At 29.3% G+C, this 22,556-nt stretch carries 25 protein-coding genes and 1 pseudogene; 10 read left to right on the top strand and 16 right to left on the bottom strand.

What is annotated here, in order from left to right; genetic code table 11:
- Window positions 1–51 precede the first annotated feature (51 nt).
- Genes AVANS14531_RS03960 through AVANS14531_RS03995 form a run of 8 tightly spaced genes read right to left on the bottom strand, consistent with a single transcriptional unit; the run spans window position 52 to window position 4,899 of the window.
- Window positions 52–870 carry a 4-(cytidine 5'-diphospho)-2-C-methyl-D-erythritol kinase gene (locus tag AVANS14531_RS03960; protein WP_336611406.1) on the bottom strand — a complete coding sequence of 273 codons (819 nt, stop codon included), beginning with the start codon at window positions 868–870 and terminating at the stop codon, window positions 52–54.
- The gene (gene csrA, locus AVANS14531_RS03965) at window positions 867–1,112 is read right to left on the bottom strand and encodes a carbon storage regulator CsrA (protein ID WP_239817611.1); all 246 of its coding nucleotides are present in this window, start codon (window positions 1,110–1,112) and stop codon (window positions 867–869) included. The genes AVANS14531_RS03960 and csrA overlap by 4 nt, the downstream gene beginning before the upstream one ends.
- Window positions 1,106–1,903, bottom strand: a complete 798-nt coding sequence (gene truB, locus AVANS14531_RS03970; protein WP_336611407.1) for a tRNA pseudouridine(55) synthase TruB — start codon at window positions 1,901–1,903, stop codon at window positions 1,106–1,108. Before truB ends, csrA begins: the two co-directional genes overlap by 7 nt.
- A gap of 3 nt (window positions 1,904–1,906) precedes the next feature.
- Window positions 1,907–2,698: a hypothetical protein gene (locus AVANS14531_RS03975; RefSeq protein ID WP_336611408.1), complete on the bottom strand. Its 792-nt coding sequence runs from the start codon at window positions 2,696–2,698 to the stop codon at window positions 1,907–1,909.
- Window positions 2,699–3,091, bottom strand: a complete 393-nt coding sequence (locus AVANS14531_RS03980) for an META domain-containing protein (RefSeq protein WP_336611409.1) — start codon at window positions 3,089–3,091, stop codon at window positions 2,699–2,701.
- A complete protein-coding gene (locus tag AVANS14531_RS03985; protein WP_336611410.1) occupies window positions 3,088–3,498 on the bottom strand; it encodes an META domain-containing protein in 411 nt (136 codons plus the stop codon). Before AVANS14531_RS03985 ends, AVANS14531_RS03980 begins: the two co-directional genes overlap by 4 nt.
- Window positions 3,499–4,053 carry a TlpA family protein disulfide reductase gene (locus tag AVANS14531_RS03990; RefSeq protein ID WP_336611411.1) on the bottom strand — a complete coding sequence of 185 codons (555 nt, stop codon included), beginning with the start codon at window positions 4,051–4,053 and terminating at the stop codon, window positions 3,499–3,501.
- A gap of 9 nt (window positions 4,054–4,062) precedes the next feature.
- Complete coding sequence (locus AVANS14531_RS03995; protein WP_239817617.1) at window positions 4,063–4,899, bottom strand: ATP-dependent DNA ligase; 837 nt, start codon at window positions 4,897–4,899, stop codon at window positions 4,063–4,065.
- Between the two features lie 75 nt (window positions 4,900–4,974).
- Between AVANS14531_RS03995 and AVANS14531_RS09225 the strand changes: the two are divergent.
- The 3 genes and pseudogenes from AVANS14531_RS09225 to AVANS14531_RS04005 form a co-directional block, all read left to right on the top strand.
- Window positions 4,975–5,757: pseudogene (locus AVANS14531_RS09225) on the top strand (nitrate- and nitrite sensing domain-containing protein); the annotation flags it as partial.
- A 648-nt stretch (window positions 5,758–6,405) separates the two neighbouring features.
- On the top strand, window positions 6,406–6,933 hold the full coding sequence (locus AVANS14531_RS09230) for a methyl-accepting chemotaxis protein (RefSeq protein WP_239818554.1): 528 nt from the start codon (window positions 6,406–6,408) through the stop codon (window positions 6,931–6,933).
- Window positions 6,934–7,028: 95 nt separating this feature from the next.
- Window positions 7,029–7,928, top strand: coding sequence for a LysR family transcriptional regulator (locus AVANS14531_RS04005; protein ID WP_336611413.1), 900 nt, complete (start codon window positions 7,029–7,031; stop codon window positions 7,926–7,928).
- A gap of 9 nt (window positions 7,929–7,937) precedes the next feature.
- Here AVANS14531_RS04005 and sdhE read toward each other — a convergent pair whose 3' ends face one another.
- From sdhE to AVANS14531_RS04045, 8 genes are all read right to left on the bottom strand, one after another.
- The gene (sdhE, locus tag AVANS14531_RS04010; protein ID WP_336611414.1) at window positions 7,938–8,798 is read right to left on the bottom strand and encodes an 8-methylmenaquinol:fumarate reductase membrane anchor subunit; all 861 of its coding nucleotides are present in this window, start codon (window positions 8,796–8,798) and stop codon (window positions 7,938–7,940) included.
- A 2-nt stretch (window positions 8,799–8,800) separates the two neighbouring features.
- Entirely contained in the window at window positions 8,801–9,760 is a 960-nt protein-coding gene (sdhB, locus tag AVANS14531_RS04015; protein WP_336611415.1) for an 8-methylmenaquinol:fumarate reductase iron-sulfur subunit, read from the bottom strand.
- A complete protein-coding gene (sdhA, locus tag AVANS14531_RS04020; protein ID WP_336611416.1) occupies window positions 9,760–11,559 on the bottom strand; it encodes an 8-methylmenaquinol:fumarate reductase flavoprotein subunit in 1,800 nt (599 codons plus the stop codon). The genes sdhB and sdhA overlap by 1 nt, the downstream gene beginning before the upstream one ends.
- A gap of 290 nt (window positions 11,560–11,849) precedes the next feature.
- Window positions 11,850–13,298, bottom strand: a complete 1,449-nt coding sequence (pyk, locus tag AVANS14531_RS04025; RefSeq protein ID WP_336611456.1) for a pyruvate kinase — start codon at window positions 13,296–13,298, stop codon at window positions 11,850–11,852.
- Entirely contained in the window at window positions 13,295–14,644 is a 1,350-nt protein-coding gene (locus AVANS14531_RS04030) for an FAD-dependent oxidoreductase (protein WP_336611417.1), read from the bottom strand. Before AVANS14531_RS04030 ends, pyk begins: the two co-directional genes overlap by 4 nt.
- A 45-nt stretch (window positions 14,645–14,689) precedes the next feature.
- The gene (locus tag AVANS14531_RS04035; protein WP_336611418.1) at window positions 14,690–15,301 is read right to left on the bottom strand and encodes a type III pantothenate kinase; all 612 of its coding nucleotides are present in this window, start codon (window positions 15,299–15,301) and stop codon (window positions 14,690–14,692) included.
- Complete coding sequence (locus tag AVANS14531_RS04040) at window positions 15,298–16,215, bottom strand: hypothetical protein (protein ID WP_336611419.1); 918 nt, start codon at window positions 16,213–16,215, stop codon at window positions 15,298–15,300. Before AVANS14531_RS04040 ends, AVANS14531_RS04035 begins: the two co-directional genes overlap by 4 nt.
- The gene (locus AVANS14531_RS04045; RefSeq protein ID WP_239817621.1) at window positions 16,212–16,721 is read right to left on the bottom strand and encodes a hypothetical protein; all 510 of its coding nucleotides are present in this window, start codon (window positions 16,719–16,721) and stop codon (window positions 16,212–16,214) included. Before AVANS14531_RS04045 ends, AVANS14531_RS04040 begins: the two co-directional genes overlap by 4 nt.
- Window positions 16,722–16,853: 132 nt before the next feature.
- On the opposite strand from AVANS14531_RS04045, the gene gatC reads away from it, so the two are divergent.
- From gatC to AVANS14531_RS04080, 7 genes are read left to right on the top strand one after another with little or no spacing between them, the layout of a single operon-like run.
- Entirely contained in the window at window positions 16,854–17,132 is a 279-nt protein-coding gene (gatC, locus tag AVANS14531_RS04050; RefSeq protein ID WP_336611420.1) for an Asp-tRNA(Asn)/Glu-tRNA(Gln) amidotransferase subunit GatC, read from the top strand.
- A 54-nt stretch (window positions 17,133–17,186) separates the two neighbouring features.
- Window positions 17,187–18,233 (top strand): type IV pilus twitching motility protein PilT, encoded by a 1,047-nt coding sequence (locus AVANS14531_RS04055; protein ID WP_336611457.1) that lies wholly within the window; start codon window positions 17,187–17,189, stop codon window positions 18,231–18,233.
- Complete coding sequence (locus AVANS14531_RS04060; RefSeq protein ID WP_336611421.1) at window positions 18,230–18,778, top strand: CvpA family protein; 549 nt, start codon at window positions 18,230–18,232, stop codon at window positions 18,776–18,778. Before AVANS14531_RS04055 ends, AVANS14531_RS04060 begins: the two co-directional genes overlap by 4 nt.
- Window positions 18,779–18,796: 18 nt before the next feature.
- Complete coding sequence (locus AVANS14531_RS04065) at window positions 18,797–19,249, top strand: Fur family transcriptional regulator (RefSeq protein ID WP_239817624.1); 453 nt, start codon at window positions 18,797–18,799, stop codon at window positions 19,247–19,249.
- A 20-nt stretch (window positions 19,250–19,269) separates the two neighbouring features.
- Entirely contained in the window at window positions 19,270–20,757 is a 1,488-nt protein-coding gene (lysS, locus tag AVANS14531_RS04070) for a lysine--tRNA ligase (RefSeq protein WP_336611422.1), read from the top strand.
- A 20-nt stretch (window positions 20,758–20,777) separates the two neighbouring features.
- The gene (gene glyA / locus AVANS14531_RS04075) at window positions 20,778–22,013 is read left to right on the top strand and encodes a serine hydroxymethyltransferase (protein WP_336611423.1); all 1,236 of its coding nucleotides are present in this window, start codon (window positions 20,778–20,780) and stop codon (window positions 22,011–22,013) included.
- Window positions 22,007–22,552 carry a DUF1882 domain-containing protein gene (locus AVANS14531_RS04080; protein WP_239817627.1) on the top strand — a complete coding sequence of 182 codons (546 nt, stop codon included), beginning with the start codon at window positions 22,007–22,009 and terminating at the stop codon, window positions 22,550–22,552. Before glyA ends, AVANS14531_RS04080 begins: the two co-directional genes overlap by 7 nt.
- Window positions 22,553–22,556 lie beyond the last annotated feature (4 nt).

Here is a 22,556-nt window from a genome sequence, read left to right on the forward strand (position 1 = left end):
TTAGATTAAAAACAAAAGAATTTGAATTAGGCTTTTAAGTTTTTAAATTAATTAAATTAATTTAAAAAAACTTCCGCCACTACCACTTAAAAACAAGCCTTTGTTAGCATAGTTTATAGTGCTAGGATATAAAGCATTGCAAGGTTTTAATAAATCATTTAGCTCGTCGTTTTTAAAAGTGCTTAAAAGCTCCTTTGTTTTTAGTCTGCTAAGCTCGTCGTTTTCATAATATTTTGGCTCTTTTGCAAACTCGCAAAACACATCTTTGGTGCTACAAGGCTCTGAAAATTCTAAGCCAAACTCGCATTCATCATCGCTAAAGTCTTCTATAATTTCTCCATATCCACTAACATTTGCGCTCTTTAGCCCACTAGCAAAAAAGCTAACATCAGCTCCACTCTTACTTGCAATTTGCATAATATCAAAAGGCTTTATATCATTTAATAATTTTATAAAACAAGCTGCGTTTGAACTAGCCCCACCAAGCCCTGCAAAAGTTGGGATATTTTTTTGCAAAATTAGAGCAAAATTATTTTGAAATTCCTGTTTTAAATTCTCATCAACTAAGCTTAAAACCTTTGAGAAAATATCACTTTTTGAATAAAAATTGCTTACCAAATTATCATTTATTAAATACATTTTATCAAGCAAAACATCTTCTTTAAACTCACTTTCATAAGCTATGTTTTTGATTACGGAATTTAGATTAGGAATTTGCTTTAGATGATAATCTTTTGCTTTATCTTTTGGCACTAAAAACAACTCATCATATAAATTATCAAGCCTATAAAATCTTGAAATTAATTGATGATAGCCGTTTTTTTTGCCTGTAATTTTTAAAAATACATTGATTTTTGCAAAAGATTTCATTGCTTATCTTTTTTATACATTGAAAGAGAACTTACCAAACTATCTAATAAATCGCTTGATGATGCAGCTGATTGAATGTTTTCATCTTTTACGCAATCTACCAATTCATCTCTTAAAATCAAAGTTTGCTTTGGTGCTTCTATGCCGATTTTTACACTATCGCCTTTGATTTCAAAAATCTTGATTTTAATCCCACCATCAATTACTATTCCTTCTCCTGCGTTTCTTGATACTACTAACATTTTTCCACCTTATTTAAAATATATTCTATTTTTTCATCTAGTTTTATTATGCTAAAACATTCTCCTAAATCAATTTTATATGTTTTATATTCTTGATATTTAAAATCATTTAAGCTAAGCTTTTTGCCTAATAAAACATCGTTTATATCGCCTAAATATTCGTTTTCTTCTAAATCAACGCTTGCAAATGCGTTATAAATTTTAAACTCTTTAAACTCACCTTCGCTAATTCTTCTAAGAGAACTTAGCGTTCCTACTACGCCTAATTCATCGCAAATTAGCTGTGCGTATGAGCGAACATAAGTTCCTTTGCTAGCACTTAATCTAAAGCTTATAAATGGGAAATTATAATGCAAAAGCTCTGCTTTTACACTCATTACACACTCGCTTAACACTACTTCTTCGCCATTTCTCGCTAGTTCATAAGCTCTTTTGCCATTGATTTTTTTAGCACAAAATATAGGCGGAGTGTATTTTATATCGCCTTGAAATTTATTAAAAGCAGCCTTAATTTGCTCTAAAGTAGGCTCATTTACATTAGTTAAACTTATGTTTTCATTATCAAGACTAGGGCTACTTGCACCAAGCCAAATTGTAGCCTCATAAACCTTTGGCTCAAGATTTAAAAAGCGAAATAATTTTGCATGTTTTTTATCAGCACACAAAAGCGCTCCACTAGCAAAGGGATCAAGCGTTCCTGAATAGCCTAATTTTACGCCTAACTTTTTGCCTAATTTACTTGCGTAAGTGTTTGAGCTTATATTTATAGGTTTATTTGCTAGAAAAATCATCTTTTACTCATAATACAAAATCAAATCTTTGCTAAAAAAGTCATTTCTTTGCTCTTTTAATGTTTTTAGATTTGTTTTTAGTATGTTTTCAAGCTTTGAGCTTTTGCATTTTAAAGCTGTGCTTTTAATATCACTAAAAGAAAACTCGTTTGTATATCTATCGCCGTTTTTTGCCTGAGTTAATTTGCCATAAATTAGATTACAACCTACAAAAATAGTAAATTCATCATTTTTTATCACAATACCCCAAGCTTTTTCATTAGGTGCTTTAAATAAAGAATTTTTATATTTTATCGCTTGTAAAAACTCGCCTTTGCTTAAAAGTTTGCCATTACTCATATCAATGTTTGAGATATTATATAATTTAAGAAGCTTGTCTTTAAATTCGCTAATTACTTTCTCATCATAATTTTTATAAACAACTAAATCTTTTAGATTTATCTTGATTTCTTCGTTTTCTAAAAACTCGCTATTTCCGATTTTAAATTCCTTAAGAGTTTTTAGTATAAATTCTTCATCAGCTTTTGCTGTTTTAGAACACATATAGGTATTTTGCTTAACCTCATCTAAGATTAATAAGCCATCATTTTGTTTTATTTTGCCATAAAACATATTGCATTTTGTATTTAGTTCAAACTCGTCTTTATTAATAATAAAATTATAAGGGTTACTTCCAGCTAAAACACTATTTGTCTTCTTATCCACTAAGCTTTGTATTTCGTAATTGCCATCTTTAATAATCGCATTAGCGTTTGCAAAAAGAACTAAAAATACACTTAATAATAATTTTTTCATTTAGTTGCTGCCAAATTTTATCTTTATCTTATCATTGCCTAAGATATTTTCACGCTCTAAACTAAGCTCATTTAATGAATCTAAAAGTAGTTTTTCAAGCATTGCTTCTCTTTTAAAGCACATCATTTTAGTGCTTGCTAAGTTGTTGAAAAATAATTTTCCGTTTTTTTGCTTAGTATCTGCAATTAATTTATTGCAACCTACATAGATTATAAATTTATTTTTATCTAGAAAAAAAGCCCAACCACCAGTGTTTTGCTCACAAACGCCACTTTTAGTATCTAAAATACAATCTATTCTATATTCGCCATCTTTAATAATTTTTTCATTATTTTGATTACTTGCACAAGCTATGAAAACTAATGCAAGTAAAGATATTAAATATTTTTTCATTTATTTTCTTCTATTGTAATTTTAACTTTATCATTTTCTAAAGAATTTAGCGAAATATCTAGCTCAGTTAATGAAGTTGCAACCAAATTTTCAACCTTCATCAAATCATCAGGACACATCATTTTTGTACTTGCAGGAGCTTTGAAAATTAACTTGCCATTATTTTGTTGAACTTCTCCAAAAATTCTATTACATCCAACAAACATTCCAAATCTATTATTCTCAATCATAATAGACCAATTTCCTGTATTAGGGTATTGTGAATTGTTTTGTTTATCAAGAATATGGGTTATTTTATATTCGCCATTTTCAAGAGTTTTATTTGCATTCATTTCATTTCCTTGATTTTGTATATTTGCACAGCCAAAAAACGCTAATGCACTTAACAATATTAAAGATTTTTTCATTTATTCTCCTTTGATTTTGTTGATACTTTCTCTTAATAAGCCTTCATCAGCTTTACCTAAAATAAAATACTCATTACCTAGTTTTTGATATTTGCCATCTTTTAACATAACTTTAAAAGGTAATTGAACTTGGGTGTTATATTTTATATCATTTGTAATTGCTTCTACGATTAAATCTGCTCTTTCATCATTTGTTAAAAAATAATAAGCATTGTAATTTTTAGCAAATTCTTTTAACTTTTGTGCGTCTGCATTTTCTGCATAAGATAAGCCTAAAATTACTAAATCATCTAAATGCTTTGATTGAATATCAAAAAGCATAGGAGCTTCTAATCTACAAGGCTGACAAAATGTTCCAAAAATATCAATTAATAATAATTTATTGCTATCAACTATCTTAAAGCCATTTTCTAATCTTTGTATTTTAAGCTCTTGATTATCCCAACTCTTAAGAGTTATTATATCTCCTGCTTTTAATTCTTTTACGCTTTCATCTTTGCTACAAGCAGTTAAAAATAAAGCAAAAATACTTAATGCTAATAATAATTTTTTCATACTATCTCCTTAAAATCTTCTAATAAATACGCTATGCATAGGTTTATTTTCTTTATCTAATTTATAGTATTTAAAACCTATTTTAGTCCCAAGCTCAAACGGATGATTAATCTCATCTATCGTAAAACCACTACCTACTACGATAGTAGTTAATTCTTTATTATCTATACTTAAATTATCATCTTCTAATGCTCTTAAAGCATTAGCTTTTTTCCATTTGCATTCATAATTGATTAGTTTATTATCAGAATCAAGATTTACCTTAGAAACAATACAGTTATCTTTATAAAATCTTTTAACTTTTATGATTTTTTCTTTTAAAGGCACATCATAAGCCGTATTTTTCTTATGCATATAAACACCTTCAGAACCTTTTAATACCATATGATTAAAAAAATCAATAAATTCATCACTATCGCTAAACTCATATTGCTTAATAAATGTAATATTATTATTTGGATGTTTTTGTAACCATTCTTTTAATACTTTTAACCTATCCATTAAATCACCTTTTTGATAAGGCACATCTGCTACATAAAACTTAGTGCATTTTAATTTATTTAAAGCTACATCATTAAAAGTGTCGTAATAATCAGTCCCACAAAATAAAGCCCCTTTAATATCAAAAGGTGGGAAATCTTTTGTATAACTCTTACTTATCTCGTATGTTTGATTATCGTTGTTAAATAATCTTTCTCCATCCCAATTAACACCCATTCCATCAATATATTCGCTAACATAATAATCTTGTACATTAATATCTTTTAACTCATCAAAATCGTTATAATTAAAAGTTTGAGACATCAAAACACTACAAAATGAACAAAAAACTAAAAAAAATTTCATTTATTCTCCTAAAGTTTATATAATCCTTTAAATAACTTTAAATTTAACATCTAAATTAATTTATTAAGGGGACTTATGATTTCTAAAATTTCTATTTCTAAAAAACTTTTGTTACTCACAGGAACTTTTTTAATTATATTATTAATTTATAATATTTTATTAATTAAGAGCAGTTATGAAACCTACAACTCTTCTATAAAAGCCCAAGATAATGCAAAAATTATTTTAAAAACAAATAATTTAATCCATTTTTTACAAGTTGAGCGTGGTCTTAGTGTAGGAGTTTTAGCAGGAGCAAATAGCTCATCAATGTTAGCAAATAGAACTAAAGTTGATGCTTTAATAGACGATGAAAACACAAAAGCAAAAATCAATAATTTAAGAGCAATGGTTGATGCTAAAGAAAATAGAGCAAAGGTTTTAGCAGCTTATACACAAGCGATTAATTCTTTATTAATGCAGACAAAAGAGCTTTCTTTAAACCTTGATGAAAGTTATTCAAGCCTTAGCGATGCTTTAAATCTAGTAGCAAAAACTAAAGAAAGATATGGTTTATTGCGTGGGACTTTAAACGGAGTATTTAATGCTAATACTATGGATATTGCAACTTTTTCAAGTGTTAGTTATATGAATACGAGCATATTAAATAAACTAAAAGAATTAAACGAATTAAAGCTTAAGTTTTTAGATGATAAATTACAAACAATATCAAAACTTGATGAGAATTTGAAATTTCAAGAATACATAAATATTGCGTTCAATAATAATATAAATGGAAATTTTAATGTAAAAGCTAGTGAGTTTTTTGATGTTGCTACAAAACTGATTGAAGATTATAAAGAACTTGAAGATGATATTACAAATAAAATCCTTTCAAAAGCTAGCGAAAACGAAAGCAATTCAAAAGAAGCCATTATTTTACAAATCATAATTGCTATATTTGCTCAAGGAATAAATATGTTTTTAGCTTTTGTAATTTCAAAAAATATTATTAATAATCTTGATTTGATTAATAAAGGTCTTGATAGCTTTTTTGATTTCTTAAAGTACAAAAGCGATGATGTAATGACAATAAAGACAAACAATAAAGATGAGTTTGGAAAAATGGCAAAACAAATAAACGAAACCGTTTTAGAGCTAAAAGAAAATTATAAAAAAGATCAGACCTGTATAGATGAAATTACAAAAATCACAAATGAAATAAAATTAGGAAAGCTAGATAATGATATATTTAGCGAGCCGTATAACCCTAGAATTAAGGCTTTAAAAGGCATATTAAAAGAAATGTTAGGAGTATTAAAGACTAAAATCGGTAAAGATATTAATAAAATTGATGGTCTATTAAAAGAATATGCAAATATGAAATTTGTAAATAATATAAAAGAGCCTATCGGAGAAATTGAGCTAAGCTTAAATACTTTACAAAAAGAAATAAAAAATATGCTTTATTCTCAAGAAAATATAAGCAATAGTTTAAAGAATAATTCAAAAAATCTAAAAGATAGTATGAAACAGCTTTTAATCGGTAGCAATAAAGCAAAGAGCAATCTTGAAGAAAGTGCAGCAGCAATCAATCAAATGTCAAGCTCAATGGGTGCAATTTCACACAAAAGCCACGAAATCATTCAGCAAAGCGATAGTATAAAAAGCGTAATTGATGTCATTAGACAAATCGCAGAAGATACTAATTTATTAGCCCTAAATGCTGCTATTGAGGCTGCGAGAGCAGGTGAGCATGGACGTGGATTTAGCGTTGTTGCAAGTGAGGTTGGAAAATTAGCTAATAATACTAGCTCATCGCTAAATCAAGTAGAAGCAAATGTGAAATTATTAGTTCAACAAATCCACGATATAGGAATGAGTATAGAAGAACAAACCCAAGCTATTAATCTAATAAATAAAACAATTTGCGAAATAGATAATCTAAACAAAGATAATGATTTAGTTGCAAATAATACAAACAATGCTGCAAATAGCGTTGATGATTTAGCTAGCAATATAATTGAAGATTTAAAGAAAAAAGAGTTTTATTAATAAAACTCCTTGGAATTTGAAATAGGAATTTGAAATTCCTATTTCGTAATTCTTTTATCTTTAAAACCTGCATTTATTAAAAAATAGGATAAAAAATGAATTTTAGACATATGCAACTATTTTTAAAAGTAGCACAATTACAAAGCTTTACAAAGGCTGCAAACGAGCTTAAAATACCTCAACCATCATTATCTCAAAGTATCTTTGCTTTAGAGAATGAATTAAAAACTACACTTTTTAATAGGAACACAAATCCAATAACGCTAACAAAAGCAGGAGAAATCTATCTTAAAAAAGCAAACTTAATAAAGGATATGGTTGCTGAATTAGATAATGAAATTTCAGCTTTAAACAGAGCAAAAACAGGTAAAATTCGCATTGCTTTTTCTCAAAATGGTTATAATATGATACCAAATCTCTTACCTACTTTTTGCAAGCGTTTTAATGATGCAGATATTAAAATCTCACAAATATTTTCAACCCTAAAAATAAAACAAATGATTGAAAATGATGAGATTGACCTTGGGATGCTAATTTTACCAATTGATATAAAGCAACTAAAATATGAAGTTATAAAGACTAGCAATGTATTTTTGGCACTTCCTTCAATACATGAATTATCTTTAAAATTTAAAAATAAGAAATTACCAACAATCTCAATTCAAGAATTAAAAAATGAAAAATTTATCTTGCCAAAATCTACACAAAGAAGTAGATTAGATATTGATATGGTTTTTAAAAAACAAGGATTTACACCTAAAATTTTATGTGAAACAGAAACATTTGATATAGCAAACTCAATAGTTGCAAGTGGAGTTGGTGCAACATTTACGATTAGTGAATTAATAAAAGATGATAAAAAAGACAAAATAAAACTATTTAATATATGTGATACTGAACTTGTTAGAACTCTAATTATTGCTTATAAAAAAGATAAGAAACTTTCAAATTTAGAAATTGAATTTATTAAAATGGCAAAAGAATTAGGGGCATAGCCCCTAAAACTACATTAATTTTGTAGCATCAATTATATTTAAATTAAGACCTAGCTTTTTGCTATCAAGTCCAAGCGCTAAGCCTACTAATTGAGAAAGATGAATTATTGGCTTTCTAATTTTAGAATTCATAGCGTTTTGATAGCGTTCTTGATAAATATCAAGCTGCATTTGACAAAGCGGACAAGGAGTAACAACACAATCAGCACCATTTTCATCAGCATTTTCTACTATTTGCGAAGACATTTTTTGAACCGATTTAACAGCTGGATAACTAGCGTGAAAACCACAGCAATCAAGGCGTTTTTCAAACGGCACTATATTTGCACCTAAAGCACTAACTACTGCTTCAAGGCTTTTTGGGTTTGTTGAGCTTTCTTTAAAATTATGTTCTCTTTCAGGGCGAAGGCTATGGCAACCATAAAAAAGTGCTACATTTAAATTTGAAAGCGGTTTAACTACTTTTGATTTTAAAGTATCTAAGTTCTCATATAAAACCCATAAAAGACTTGTAATTTCATTATTTCCTTGATACTTCATATTTCCTTTTGCTAAAAACTCATTTATACGATCTTTAGCACCTTTATCTAAGGCATTTTTTGCACGAGTAAGTGTTAGCATACAGGTGCTACAAGTGGTAAGCATTGGCATATTCATTCTTTCAGCTAATGCAATATTTCTAGCATTTGCTACAAGAGTTGCAATCGGATCTACATCTTGTGCTTGAGAAGCACCACAACAGCTCCAGCCTTTAATCTCATGTAAAGTTATGCCTAAAATAGGTGCTATTGCTTCTAGCGACATTTTTGATTCTTTTGCTGCCTGACTTAAAACACAGCCAGGGAAAAAAGCGAAATCTTTATTTTGCATAATTACTCCTTATTAGCAGCTCTTGCTGCTTCAATCATTTTCATTAAATCTTCATGGCCTTCTATCTTACGCTCACCAAAAATATGTAGTGGATTCATCTTGCCTGCTTTCATTAAATTAAATGCGATATCCATTTTTGTAACATTTGCCAAAACACCTTCAGAACGAAGTGCTAAATAAATTTCATTTAATCTACCTGTATCTTCTAAGTCTAAAAGAAAAGCTTTAGCATGAGCTGGGCCTGTGCCTTCTTTTAAGCCTTTTTTCATAGCCATTACTCTTAGCATTGCTATATCATCAGCAGCACTAATTCCTTTTGGACAGCGATTAGCACATTCTTGACAATGAACGCACATCCAAAGACCATTATCAACTGAAGGTTTTATATGTTCCATAGGGTCTTTTGAGCGTGAATCAGCAGCAGCACGTAAAGCATGAGTAAATACAAAAGGCTCCATATAATCATCTGAATTTGCTTCAAGCTTACTACATTCACTAGCACAACAACCACATAAAATACAATCCCATTGCTTTTTAATAGCATCAACTTCAGCTTGAGTTTGAACGCAACCTTTTTTCTCAGAAAATTCTTCTTTTGGTGTAATGGTTGGTTTTACCTTTCTTAAGTTTTCAATACCTGGCTTCCAATCAACTACTAAATCAGAAAGGACTTTAAAATTTGCTAATGGAGAAATAGTAATAGTGTTTGGATTATCATATTCTTTAAGCAAATCGTCCATTTTAGTATCACAAGCAAGATATGAATGACCATTCACACGCACACCACAAGCACCACAAATAGCCATACGACAAGCAGCTGTAAAATTTAGCGTAATATCTTGTGTGCGTTTTATATGTTGTAATAAGCCTAAAAGTGTTTTTCCTTTAACTTCTTCTATATCAACTTCGTAAGTTTGAACATATTTTTTTGTTCCATCAAACCTATCAATTATAATTTTCATTAGTATTTCCTTTCTTCAGGTTGAAACTGAGTTATAACAACATCTTTATAGTTAAGATTTAATTCGCCATCTTTTAATGTAACTAAACTATGCTTTAAGAAATTTTCATCATCTCTTTTTGGATAGTCTTCTCTAGTATGAGCACCACGACTTTCTTTTCTATTTAATGCACCTAAACAAGCACATCTTGCTAAAAGTATTAAGTTACCAAACTCTAAATACTCAATAAGTGCAGTGTTGTAAGTCATATTTGGATTTGAAATCTTAAGATTGTTATATTTAGCCCAAATTTCATCTAGGATTTTCATATGTTTTTCAAGCTTTTCGCCGGTTCTAAAAATACCCATATTATCCCAGTTGTATTGTCCGAATTCTTCTCTTAAATCATAAAGTTCATTTGGTTTTGAATTGCCACTTGTAATATCTTTAAGTTTAGCTTTCCATTTTTTAGCAAGTTCTTCTGCATGTTTTCCTGAGCCATAATTTGTTCTATTATTTGCATATTCACTTGCACCCTCGCCTGCAAGTTTTCCTGTAACTGCAGCATCTGCTAAGCTATTTCCACCTAAACGATTTGCTCCATGAATTGAAGCACAACTAGTCTCACCTGCTGCAAAAAGTCCAGCTAAATGAGTACTCATATCATCAAATTTAGCAATTTCTATCCCACCCATAGAATAGTGTGCTGTTGGGCGAATTTTTATAGGTTCTTTTACTAAATCTATACCTTCAAATAAAAGTCCTATATGGCGAATTTGAGGTAATTCATCCATTATTTGCTCTTCTCCTAAATGCGTAACATCTAAAAGAACATAAGATCCCATTCCCTCACCAAAACCATTGCCAAGGCGAATTTCGCTCTCAATTGAACGAGAAACAATATCTCTTGGAGCAAGCTCTAAACGATTTGAGTATTTACTCATAAAGCGTTCGCCTTTATTGTTAATTAGTTTTCCACCAAGTCCTCTTGCAGCTTCAGTAATTAATGCTCCACCATTTCTTACACCAGTTGGGTGAAATTGAAGCATTTCAGGGTCTTTAAATGCAAGTCCAGCCCTTAAAGCTGCTGCTATTCCATCTCCACTTGCATTAAATGGAGTTGAGGTGCGATTAAAAAACACACGAGTATAACCACCAGTAGCAAGGATAACTGATTTTGCCAATACAGGCACAACATCTCCTGTTTGCATATTCAAAAGAACAACGCCTTCGCATTCGTTATTATCAATTGCAATATCTAGTAAATAATGATCTAGTAAAAACTCAACTCCATTTGAAATAGCCTCATCAAGGCATGTATGCATCATGATTGAGCCAGTTTTATCGGTAGCATAATTACAGCGTTCGTATTTAGCACCACCTGCAAAGCGTCTTGCGACAGTTTTATCTTTTTGTCTATTAAATGGCATTCCTGCATAATCAAGCTCATGAATTGCTTCGGTAGCTTTTGTTGCAAATTTTATAATAGCGTCTTGATCGCCTAAAAAATCACTTCCTTTTACAGTATCATATGCATGAAGCATATTTGAATCGCCATTTTCAAAGTCAATTACACCATTAATTCCACCTTCAGCCATACAGGTTGCATTACGAGATGGCATTCCTTTATTTACCACAACAACATCTAAATTTGGATGTTTTTTCCTAACAGCAACAGCTGCTCTAAGACCTGCTCCGCCCGAACCGATAACTAAAACATCAGTACAAGCAAGAGAGTTTTGATTAGTGCTTTTAAATACACTACTTAAAACTGAAGCTGAATTTGCAAAGTTTTGCTTATTCAATTTTTCTTCATTCATAAGAAACTCCTTTAAATAAGATTGTTTGTATCTTAATTTTTAATTTTTCCTTAAAATAAAAAATTAATAATAAAATCTTATTATAAATTATATTATAAGTCAAATATTATTTTATGTATTATCTAATAAGAAAAATCTTATAAGTATTTAATGTATAACTTGGTTTGATGATTGAATATGTGTGTTTAATGAATTTATATGGATTGTTTTATTAAAAATCAAAGAATTTGAATTCGGAATTTGATTTTTTAAATTTCAAATTCCTATTTCAAATTCTTAATGTTTTTGCATTAATTTTGTAAGTTTAAATAATAATCTATTTGTTCTCTACCTAAAACTCTAATTAAGTTTGTGCTACCTGTCTCGCCTACTGGATAACCTGCTGTTATAACATAGTTTTTATTCTTATCCATTATGCCTTTTTTTACCCCTACTTTTACACAATTATGTAAAAGCTCATGCAAACTAGAAGCTTTATCTACTACATAAGTTTCGCTAAGTCCCCAGCAAATACTAAGGCTTTTTAGAGTTTTATCGCAATGGCTCATTGTAATGATTTTTGTATCAGGTCTATATCTTGCCATTTTCTTAACACTTGCACCACTGCTTGTAAGACAAATTAAAGCGTCTGCATTAATATCTTTTGCAAGTTGAACTGCTGATGCTGCAATGGTATCTGTCATATCTCTTTTATCGTGATTAAAATTACAATATGGATAAATCTTTTCTATTTCGCTAATTGTTGCTGACATAATACTAACAGCATTTACAGGATCGATTCCAACTGCACTTTCTTCGCTAAGCATAACAGCGTCAGTTCCATCTAATACAGCGTTTGCAACGTCGCTTATCTCTGCTCTGGTTGCACTTTTATTATTTGCTAAAGAAAATAGCATTTGAGTTGCAGTAATTACAGGCTTACCCATTTCATTAGCTTTTTTGATGATTGATTTTTGAATGCTTGGCACTTTATAAAATGGCACTTCAATACCTAAATCCCCACGAGCAACCATTATTCCATCACTTACATTTAAAATCTCATCAATATTTTCAACCGCATCGAACTTTTCAATCTTTGCAAATACTTGAGTTTTATTTCCGTTTTCTGCTAGGATTTGCTTTGCATTTTTTATATCATAAGCGTTTTGAACGAAAGATATTGCCATATAATCAACATCGTTTTTTACGCCCCATAATAAATCATCTTTGTCTTTTTTAGTAATTACTTCTATGTTTATTTTTGTATTTGGAAAATTTATTCCTTTATTTGAAGCTAATTTACCATCGTTTTGAACTTGGCATTTTAAATAATCTTGCCCTACTTCTTCAACGATTACTTTTATAGAACCATCGCATAAAAATATCGCTTCGCTAGGTCTTACAGCTCCTAAGATTTCATTATAATTTGTGCTAACTTCATAATGATTATCTGATTTTTGATTAGCTTTAATTGTATGTCTATAAATGTCTAATCTATCGCCCTTTTTTAATAAAAACGGCTCAGGAAGCTCTAAAACTCTAATTTTTGGACCTGAAATATCTTGTAATACGCCGATATTCTCGCCTAATTCATTTGAGATTTTTCTAACTTTATCAAGGTTTGCTTTATGATATTCATGTGAGCCATGAGAAAAGTTTAAGCGAAATACATTAACCCCTGCTTTTATCATTTCTCTTATACATTCTTCGCTATCACTTGCTGGCCCTAAAGTTGCAATTATTTTTGTTTTTTTCATTATTCTCCCCTTAGTTCTTTATTAAATAATTCTTCGTTAAATTCAAGCTTTAAGTAATCAACCACCATTCTTAAATCTCTTAAAGCATTTCCCATACAGCTAGTTGCGCCTGGACTTGGAGTCATATTAAATATAATTCCTTGATTTTGTGGCACTATGCTTGCTTCTCCTAGCATTAGTTTCTTTTCTGTTTTATTTAGCACTTGTGGGCGAACTCCACCAAAGCCTTTTGCATAAGTTATATCATCGGTTGTAAGACTTGGGACAATCTTTCTTGCGTCTTTTACAAATAAAGATTTATTCAAATACGGCACTTCAAATAAGAAATTTCTTAAAATATAATTTCTAATAGTGCTATCTTTCATTAAATCAAGTAAGATTTTTATAGTGGTTCCATCAAGGCGTAAAGTAGTAAAAAACTCAGGCAAACTCTTAAGCCCATGATAACGCTCAAGTTTTGGTAAAACTAAAGCAGTTGGACCAAAACGAGTATTCATATCGCATAAAATATCAGGATCGCCGTGTAATGCTGCGAATGGTAATTTTGGATTTTGAACCATATAAACTTTACCATTTAATAAATGTTTTTTTGTTAGATAAAAGCTACCTGCAACAGGCAAACATGCGTAATCTAATCCATAACCCATTTTATGTGCTAAATACAATGAGTGCGCACCTGCATTTACTACAACAAAATTTGCACTAAATTCGGTTTTATTAGCACTTATTAGATAAAAAGTATCACCTTTTTTGTAAATATTTACGATTTCTTCATTAAAAAATATTTGATTATCAGGATTAGCCTTCATAGCTTCTTCAGCTAAGCTCTCGCTCATTTTTCCAAAATCAACGGTTGTATAGCAATCATTTTCTAAAGCACCCATAGCAAATATTTCTTCAGGTCTATCCCCACCACCTAAAGCTTCTACTACTTTTGGCTCAATTTTTTTGATTTCTGCTTTATCAAATTTTCTAATATATGGATATAGTTCTTTGAATTCTTCGTAGCGTTTTTGCATAAAGGCACATTCTTCTTCACCAACAGCTAAAGCCATTTTTTGATGAGAAAACATAAACTTATTTTCTGCTTTTACTAATTTTGCATAATTTACAATCATATCAGCGTTAGGCTTAACTTTTGAAGCTTTTTCATAAGTGTAATTTGTCTCAATATCTCCGCTGTGAATTGTTTGAGAATTGCTAGTTCCTTTAGAATTAAGAGTGCTTAAAGCATGATATTTTTCTATTAAAGCTACTTTTTTTACATTTGTATATTTACTAAGCTCGTAAAATAACGCAGCTCCACTAATTCCACCACCGACTACAATAACATCAAAATGCTGTGCCATATTCCATCCTTTTGTATTTTTTAAAAAAATGATAATTTTATTTATTTATAAATTCAAGTCTTTAATTAATTTTTGCATTCCTTGAAAAACCAAGTTTTTCTCGTTGATTGCGTTTTTAAAAAATTGATTTAAAAAGCTAGAATCTCCACCTGTTAGGTATATTGTTTCATCTTTGGCAAATTCTTTAATGCAAGTTACTATGCTAGAAATTATTCCGTAACTAATAGCATCTTTTGTAGAATTTGGTAACGAACCTAGGTCTAATGTGGTATTTAAATCATAATTTAATCTACAAGATATATTTTTATAAGCATTAAGATAAGATTCAATTCCAGGTAATATAAAACCACCTAAATGTTTTTTATTTTTCATTAAATCAATTGTTATTGCACTTCCTGCATCTACAATAACACCAGTATCAATATAATAGCAAGATGCAATTCTATCAACTCCTAAGCCTATATAAGAAGTATCTAGGCTAAAAAAGGGTTCAAGATTTATAAAATTACTAGGCAATACCGAAAAATTTGCATTTACGCTTATATAAAAAACTTTTTCTTTAAAACTATTAGGTGAAAAATCTTTTAACTCTATTCGCTTTAAATGTTCGTTTTTATAAACGCAAGCTGTTGTATTACCTATATCTATTAAAGTCATTTTAGTTTGTAGCTTTTATCGTTGTAAAACAAAATATCATCTTTAAAATATGCATTCTTTTTAATCTTAGAATTTAGATTAAACACAGCAATTTCATTTAAATTTTCATCAAGCTTAATTAAATAACCATTATGCTCTAAAGCATATAAATAGCCGTTATTTGCGTGAATTTCACTATAGTTTGCATATTTAAATTTGGTTTTTGAAATTTCGTTTAATAAATAATCAAATTTATAAATAGTTCCATCACTTGCTAAAACATATATTAATTCATCTTTAAGAAGTGCTTTTTTGATATTTATTAATTTTGTATATGTTTTATTATCTAGTATAGTAAATAGTTTGCTTGAACTTGCTGCAATTAATTTATCATCACTTGCGTCTAAGAAAATTATATTATTAAAAAATTCTTGAGTTCCAACATTTATAGCTCTAATGAAAGTATTATTTACATTACTTAATATTACTAAATTACCATCTAAAGTAGGAGCAATAATAACATTTCCGCTAAAAATAGGATTTGCTAATTTTTTAATAACCCCATTTGCTTGTCCGTAATTATCGCTAAATAAATAATTTTGCTCTAATAAATCAAATAAAATAACATTATTTAAAGCATCAACCATTACAGCTTTATTGCCTTCGGTTTCTATACTTACAATTTTTGCTTCAAATTTTTTATCAAATACTACTTCTTTATCTTTTAATATTTTTAAAAAACCTAAGTTATTAGATATAAAAGTTAAATTATCTTTTTGATTTATGATTTCATAATCTTTATAATTTTTTAATATATTTTCAGTTTTTATATTTATTGAACTTAACTTTTCTGTGTTTTGTGGCTCATAATATTGTTTTGAACCTGAACATGCTAAAAATAATAATGATAAAGCTAATAATGAGTATTTTTTCATTTGTTGCCTTGATAATGTTTTAAGCTATTTGCTACTTTATAAAATACTGAATTAGCATTAATTAAATCTAGTTTTACCCTAGCCTCTTCTATTTTATTTGCTTGTAATAGTTCGTATGCTTCTTGAATTGTTTTTAAATCTTTTAAGAAAATTCCTGATTCAAATTCCTTAGCTTTATAAATCTCTAAAAGCAGTTTATCTTCATTACTTGGCTTAAATGTAGCTAATTCTTCAATATACTTTTCGTCCATTAATAATGCTAAATATAAATTAGGATTTAAAGATTTTAATTGATTTAATTTATCATTATCTTTAGTAATTAATAACTCATTATATAAACTATTTGCTTCTTTTGTATTTTTAATCTTTATGCTATCGTTAATAGAATTAAATGCAAAATAAGCAATGATTGCAATTATTATAAATATGATTATAAATTTATTTTTTCTTAAAAAACGCTCAATTTTGATTCCAAATTCTTCAACACTATATGTATTTTCTTTCAATTTAAATTCCTTAAATTTTGATAAAATTAAAGCTGAAATTGTAACAATTTTTTGTAAATCTTGATAAATTTAGTGCTATATTAAATTTTTATTATATAATCGGATTTAATTTTAGATTAACAAGGTGAGATTATGTTAATAGATGAAAAGTTATTAGAAAGACTAGAAAAATTATCATCACTTAAATTAAGTAACGAAGAAAGACAAACTTTGCTTAATGAATTTGATGATATTTTAAAATTTGTAGATAATTTAAATGAAATTGATACTAATAATTTAGAAATTAATAATTTAAATTATACCCCATTAAGAGAAGATATACCTGAAAAATCAGAAGTAATTGAAAGCATTTTAAAAAATGCTCCTTCAAGAAGCGAACACTTTTTTTCAGTTCCTAAAATTATAGAATAAGGAAAGATTATGGATAATATTCATCAACAAGAAGAGCAAGTAAAAGCCATTCAAATGAATGGTATTCTAGCATTTATGAAAGATAATGATGCGAGTGACTTACACTTTATTCCAGGTAGAAAACCACTGCTTAGAATTCATGGTGTTTTAAATGATTTGGAGTTTGATGTTCTAAACTCAGATATCATTAAAGCATCTTGTTATAGTATTTTATCAGACGCTCAAAAAGCAACTTTAGAAGAAGAGCGTGAATTAGACTTCGCATATTCAGTAGAAGGCGTTGGTCGTTTTAGAGCAAACTATTATTATGTTGAAGAAGGAAAACTTGCAGCTGCATTTCGTTTAATTCCTGAAAACATTCCTAGTTTAGATGATTTAAAAGCTCCTTCAATTTTTAAAGAATTAATCAAAAAAGAAAAAGGACTTATCCTAGTAACAGGTCCAACAGGTTCTGGTAAATCAACAACTCTAGCAGCAATGCTAAACGAAATCAACGAAACTGAAAGTAAGCATATCTTAACGATAGAGCACCCAGTTGAATTTATGCATAAAAACAAAAACTCAGTATTTTCATACAGAAACGTAGATATAGATACAAAGAGCTTTCAAACCGCTTTAAAATACGCGTTAAGGCAAGACCCTGATATTATCTTAATCGGTGAGATGAGAGATAGAGAAACAATAGCAGCAGCAATCACAGCAGCTGAAACAGGACACTTAGTATTTGGAACACTACATACAAACTCAGCTATGCAAACAATTAACCGTATTGTAGATAGCTTTAGTGGCGGAGAGCAAGATCAAATAAGAAATATGCTATCGTTTTCATTACAAGCTGTTATTGCACAAAGCTTGATACCTAAAAAAGGTGGTGGTCGTTTAGCAATTCACGAAATTCTTATTAACAATATGGCTATTGCTAACTTAATTCGTGAAAATAAAAACCATCAAATTTATTCTCAAATGCAGTTAAACCAACAAGGAACGGGAATGAAAACTCAAACTCAAAGCCTTGTAGAAGCTGTTCGTGCAGGTTTAATTACAAGAGAATTAGCTTTAAGATATAGCACACAATACAACGAATTAGTGAATTTGATATGAATAGCGGCTTATTACTTGATTGTATAATAATCGGCGTTACTTTAATATTAGGCCTAGGTGGAATAATCTCAGGTCTTATTAAAGAAGGTTTTGGATTAGCAGGTATTTTAGTAGGTGTTTATGTTAGCACAAGCTATTCAGAAAAAGTTGGCAATTTAATTAAACAATATGTTTATAACACCGATAACGAAATGTTATTAAACCTATTTGGTTTTGTGTTAGCGTTAGTTGTGGTTTGGGGAATATTTATAATTTTAGGAAGAATAATATCAAAATTAGCGTCTTTAAGTGGTCTTGGTATTATTGATAGAATTATGGGTTTTGTATTTGGAGCTGGAAAAATATTTGTGATTTTTTCTATAATAGCAAGCTGTATAAATGAAGTTCCTATTTTAAACAATAAAATAGGACAATTTTTTGCAAATAGTATGGTATTTCCTGTACTAATAGAAACAGGTTCAATTATTGCAAATACTAAAGCAGTTCAAAACACAATAAATGCTAAAAAAGAAGCAGTAGAAAAAGAATTAAAAAAAGAAGAATAATTTTAAAAGGAGATAAAAATGGAAAATAATATGGAATATGATGCTCTGTTAGAAGAGTTTAAAAAAATCTTAAAAACAAGTGGATTAAAATATACAAAACAAAGAGAGTGCTTACTTAAATTACTTTACAACAATGAAGAGCATAGCACTCCTGATGAATTATATGAAGCTTTAAAAGCAATGGATCCAAACCAAAATATAGGGATTGCTACAATTTATAGAACACTAAATTTATTGGAAGAATCAGGAATGGTTACTTCAATTTCTTTTGGTTCTGCAGGTAAAAAATTTGAATTAGCAAACAAACCACACCATGATCACATGATTTGCAAAACTTGTGGAAAAATTATTGAATTCCAAGATGATACAATAGAACAAAGACAATTAAAAATTGCAAAAGAACATGGATTTAAATTATCAAGCCACTTAATGCAATTATACGGAACTTGCAAAGATTGTCAAAAAAAATAAATTATATAGAAAGGTAAAATATGTTTGAAAACCCACTAGAACAACAAAAAATTAAGAAAGCCGAAGAGTTAAGGTCTTTAGGAGTTAATCCTTATTCTCATTTTGTAACAAAGCCGATGAGTATTAAGGAATTTAAAGATAAATATAATTTCATAAACGAACTTGAAGAAAAGAAATCAGAAGAAGTTTGTGATTTAGTAGGTAGAATTAAATTTATGCGTGATGGTGGGAAAGCCGTTTTTGCCAATATTGAAGACTTTAGCGATAGCATTCAAATCTATTTTAATAAAAGCACAATAGATGAAGCTTGGTTTGATAATATCAAAAAATTAATTGAAGTTGGAGATATTATTAAGGTTAGTGGTTATGCATTTGTAACCAAAAAAGGCGAATTTAGTATTCATGTTAGCAAATTAGATTTAGTAACAAAAAGCATTTGTATTTTACCTGAAAAATTCCATGGCTTAGTAGATATGGAAAGTCGCTACCGCCAAAGATATCTTGATATGATAATGAATGCGGAAGTAAGACAAGATTTTATAAATAGAAGTAAGATTGTTTCTTTTGTTAGAAGATATTTTGAAAATTTAGGGTTTTTAGAAGTTGAAACTCCTATGATGCACGAAATTGCAGGCGGAGCAAACGCAAGACCATTTATAACCCATCATAATACTTTAGGTGTTGATAGATTCTTAAGAATTGCACCTGAGCTTCACTTAAAGCGCTTAATTGTTGGTGGATTTGAAGCGGTATTTGAGCTAAATCGTTGTTTTAGAAATGAAGGAATGGATCTTACTCACAATCCTGAATTTAGCACTATTGAGTTTTATTGGGCTTATCATAATTATAAAGATTTAATGGCTTTAACAGAAGATTTATTAAGCAAGCTAATAGAACATTTAGGGTATTCTTCAAACATCATTACTTATGATGATAAACAAATTGATTTTAGCACTCCATTTGCAAAGATTCCTTATAAAGAAGCTTTAGTAAAAATAGGCGGAATTGATGCGAACATAGTTGAAAATAAAGAAGAAATATTAAAAAAACTAAGAGCTGATGGTTTTGAAGCTAATGAAAAACTAGATTTAGGACATTTACAAGCTGAATTGTTTGATAATTATGTTGAAGACAAGCTAATCAATCCTACATTTATTACAGATTTTCCTGTATCAATTAGTCCATTAAGCAGAAGAAGTGATGAAAATCCTGATATAGCTGAAAGATTTGAATTATTTATAGCAGGTAAAGAATTAGCTAATGGATTTAATGAATTAAACGATCCATTAGATCAATACGAAAGATTTTTAGCACAAGTTGAAGCTAAAAAAGCAGGTAATGATGAAGCTTGTGAAATGGATGAAGATTTTGTAAATGCACTAGGTTTTGGTATGGCTCCAACTGCGGGAGAAGGAATAGGAATTGATAGGCTTGTAATGATGCTAACAAATAAAAAATCAATTAAAGATGTAATATTATTCCCTGCAATGCGTCCTAAAAAGGATTAATAAATTTAAAAGGGGTTAAAATGATATTTGATACAGAAATAAACGACATAATAAAAGAAGAATTTAAAAGACAAGATGAAAATCTTGAAATGATTGCTAGTGAGAATTTTACATTCCCTGAAGTTATGCAAGTTAGTGGAAGTATTCTTACAAATAAATACGCAGAAGGTTATCCATCTAAAAGATATTATGGTGGTTGTGAGATAGTTGATAAAGCTGAAGTTTTAGCGATTGAACGTTGCAAAAAATTATTTAATTGTAATTATGCAAATGTTCAACCACATTCAGGCTCACAAGCAAACCAAGGAGCTTATTCTGCACTTATTAATCCTGGTGATGTTATTTTAGGAATGGACTTAAGCGCTGGCGGACATTTAACACATGGTTCTAAAGTAAATGCGAGTGGCAAAGTATATACTAGTTATAGCTATGGAGTAGATGTTAATGGCTATTTAAATTATGATGAAATTGAGCGTATTGCATTAGAAACAAAGCCAAAATTAATAGTTTGTGGAGCAAGTGCTTATGCAAGAATTATTGATTTTGAAAGATTTCGCAAAATTGCAGATAAAGTTGGAGCATATTTATTAGCAGATATTGCACATATTGCTGGACTTGTTGTAGCAGGTCTTCATCCAAGCCCATTTCCACATGCACACATTGTAACTTCAACAACTCATAAGACTTTAAGAGGTCCAAGAGGCGGAATTATCATGACAAATGATGAAGAATTAGCTAAGAAAATTAATTCAGCAATTTTCCCTAATCTTCAAGGTGGCCCATTAATGCATATAATAGCAGCAAAAGCTGTAGGTTTTAAATACAATCTTGATGAGAGTTGGAAAAGCTATGCAAATCAAGTTATTAAAAACTGCAAAGTTTTAGCAGATGAATTAATAAAAGCAGGTTTTAAGCTTGTTAGTGGTGGGACTGATAATCATTTATTATTAATGGATTTTAGCGAATGTGATTTTAGTGGAAAAGATGCTCAAATCGCATTAGAAAATGCAGGAATAACTGCTAATAAAAACTCAGTTCCAAACGAAAAACGCTCGCCATTTATTACAAGTGGTTTAAGATTAGGAACAGCTGCACTTAGTGCTCGTGGAATGAAAGAAGAGCAAATGGTGCAAATAGCACAAATTATTAAAGAAGTTTTAAATAATATTAATAACGAAGAAATTATTAAAGCTTCTAAATTAAAAACTTTAGAAATATCTAAACAATTTCCATTATATAAGGATTTAAAATGCTAACAAGTAATGATATAGCTCTTATTAAAATGATTAATTCACATTATTTTATTAAAAGAGATAATATAGTAAGCAAAATAGAGCATAAAGGTAGAACTTTTTATAATAAATATGAAAGAATTAATGAATTTTTATCACCAAGCCTTATGAGAGAGCATGCAGAAGGTAAAATCATAATCGCACACAATCTAGTAAATGCTCAAGATAAAGTAGAAAATATTGTATTTGATTACAATGGCTTTAATACTGAAAAGTTTTGGCACAGAGCACAATTATTATTAAGAGAAGAAGGTTTTATTAATTTTACAGCTTATAAAAGCAAAACTCCAGGACATTTACATCTTTATATTCATAAAGGTCATACAGCTTTTACTGAAGGTTGTGGGTTAGCTAATAAATTAAGCGCAATGTTAGCTCAAAAAATGCCTGTTGAATGGAGAGTATTCCCTACTCTTGATATGCCAAAAGAATATAATATATTAGCACTACCTTATGAAATTTATCAAAAAGAGCGTGGAGCGTCTTGGTCAAAACATATGTAAAGGA

This window comes from Campylobacter sp. Cr9, from assembly GCF_020138295.1.
In the GTDB taxonomy this organism is placed as follows: domain Bacteria; phylum Campylobacterota; class Campylobacteria; order Campylobacterales; family Campylobacteraceae; genus Campylobacter_E.

Excerpts from the sequence above, each read along its gene's own strand:
- AVANS14531_RS03960 (WP_336611406.1), bottom strand. The coding sequence starts at position 870 with ATGAAATCTTTTGCAAAAATCAATGTATTTTTAAAAATTACAGGCAAA.
- csrA (WP_239817611.1), bottom strand. The coding sequence starts at position 1,112 with ATGTTAGTAGTATCAAGAAACGCAGGAGAAGGAATAGTAATTGATGGT.
- truB (WP_336611407.1), bottom strand. The coding sequence starts at position 1,903 with ATGATTTTTCTAGCAAATAAACCTATAAATATAAGCTCAAACACTTAC.
- AVANS14531_RS03975 (WP_336611408.1), bottom strand. The coding sequence starts at position 2,698 with ATGAAAAAATTATTATTAAGTGTATTTTTAGTTCTTTTTGCAAACGCT.
- AVANS14531_RS03980 (WP_336611409.1), bottom strand. The coding sequence starts at position 3,091 with ATGAAAAAATATTTAATATCTTTACTTGCATTAGTTTTCATAGCTTGT.
- AVANS14531_RS03985 (WP_336611410.1), bottom strand. The coding sequence starts at position 3,498 with ATGAAAAAATCTTTAATATTGTTAAGTGCATTAGCGTTTTTTGGCTGT.
- AVANS14531_RS03990 (WP_336611411.1), bottom strand. The coding sequence starts at position 4,053 with ATGAAAAAATTATTATTAGCATTAAGTATTTTTGCTTTATTTTTAACT.
- AVANS14531_RS03995 (WP_239817617.1), bottom strand. The coding sequence starts at position 4,899 with ATGAAATTTTTTTTAGTTTTTTGTTCATTTTGTAGTGTTTTGATGTCT.
- AVANS14531_RS09230 (WP_239818554.1), top strand. The coding sequence starts at position 6,406 with ATGAAACAGCTTTTAATCGGTAGCAATAAAGCAAAGAGCAATCTTGAA.
- AVANS14531_RS04005 (WP_336611413.1), top strand. The coding sequence starts at position 7,029 with ATGAATTTTAGACATATGCAACTATTTTTAAAAGTAGCACAATTACAA.
- sdhE (WP_336611414.1), bottom strand. The coding sequence starts at position 8,798 with ATGCAAAATAAAGATTTCGCTTTTTTCCCTGGCTGTGTTTTAAGTCAG.
- sdhB (WP_336611415.1), bottom strand. The coding sequence starts at position 9,760 with ATGAAAATTATAATTGATAGGTTTGATGGAACAAAAAAATATGTTCAA.
- sdhA (WP_336611416.1), bottom strand. The coding sequence starts at position 11,559 with ATGAATGAAGAAAAATTGAATAAGCAAAACTTTGCAAATTCAGCTTCA.
- AVANS14531_RS04030 (WP_336611417.1), bottom strand. The coding sequence starts at position 14,644 with ATGGCACAGCATTTTGATGTTATTGTAGTCGGTGGTGGAATTAGTGGA.
- AVANS14531_RS04035 (WP_336611418.1), bottom strand. The coding sequence starts at position 15,301 with ATGACTTTAATAGATATAGGTAATACAACAGCTTGCGTTTATAAAAAC.
- AVANS14531_RS04040 (WP_336611419.1), bottom strand. The coding sequence starts at position 16,215 with ATGAAAAAATACTCATTATTAGCTTTATCATTATTATTTTTAGCATGT.
- gatC (WP_336611420.1), top strand. The coding sequence starts at position 16,854 with ATGTTAATAGATGAAAAGTTATTAGAAAGACTAGAAAAATTATCATCA.
- AVANS14531_RS04055 (WP_336611457.1), top strand. The coding sequence starts at position 17,187 with ATGAATGGTATTCTAGCATTTATGAAAGATAATGATGCGAGTGACTTA.
- AVANS14531_RS04060 (WP_336611421.1), top strand. The coding sequence starts at position 18,230 with ATGAATAGCGGCTTATTACTTGATTGTATAATAATCGGCGTTACTTTA.
- AVANS14531_RS04065 (WP_239817624.1), top strand. The coding sequence starts at position 18,797 with ATGGAAAATAATATGGAATATGATGCTCTGTTAGAAGAGTTTAAAAAA.
- lysS (WP_336611422.1), top strand. The coding sequence starts at position 19,270 with ATGTTTGAAAACCCACTAGAACAACAAAAAATTAAGAAAGCCGAAGAG.
- glyA (WP_336611423.1), top strand. The coding sequence starts at position 20,778 with ATGATATTTGATACAGAAATAAACGACATAATAAAAGAAGAATTTAAA.
- AVANS14531_RS04080 (WP_239817627.1), top strand. The coding sequence starts at position 22,007 with ATGCTAACAAGTAATGATATAGCTCTTATTAAAATGATTAATTCACAT.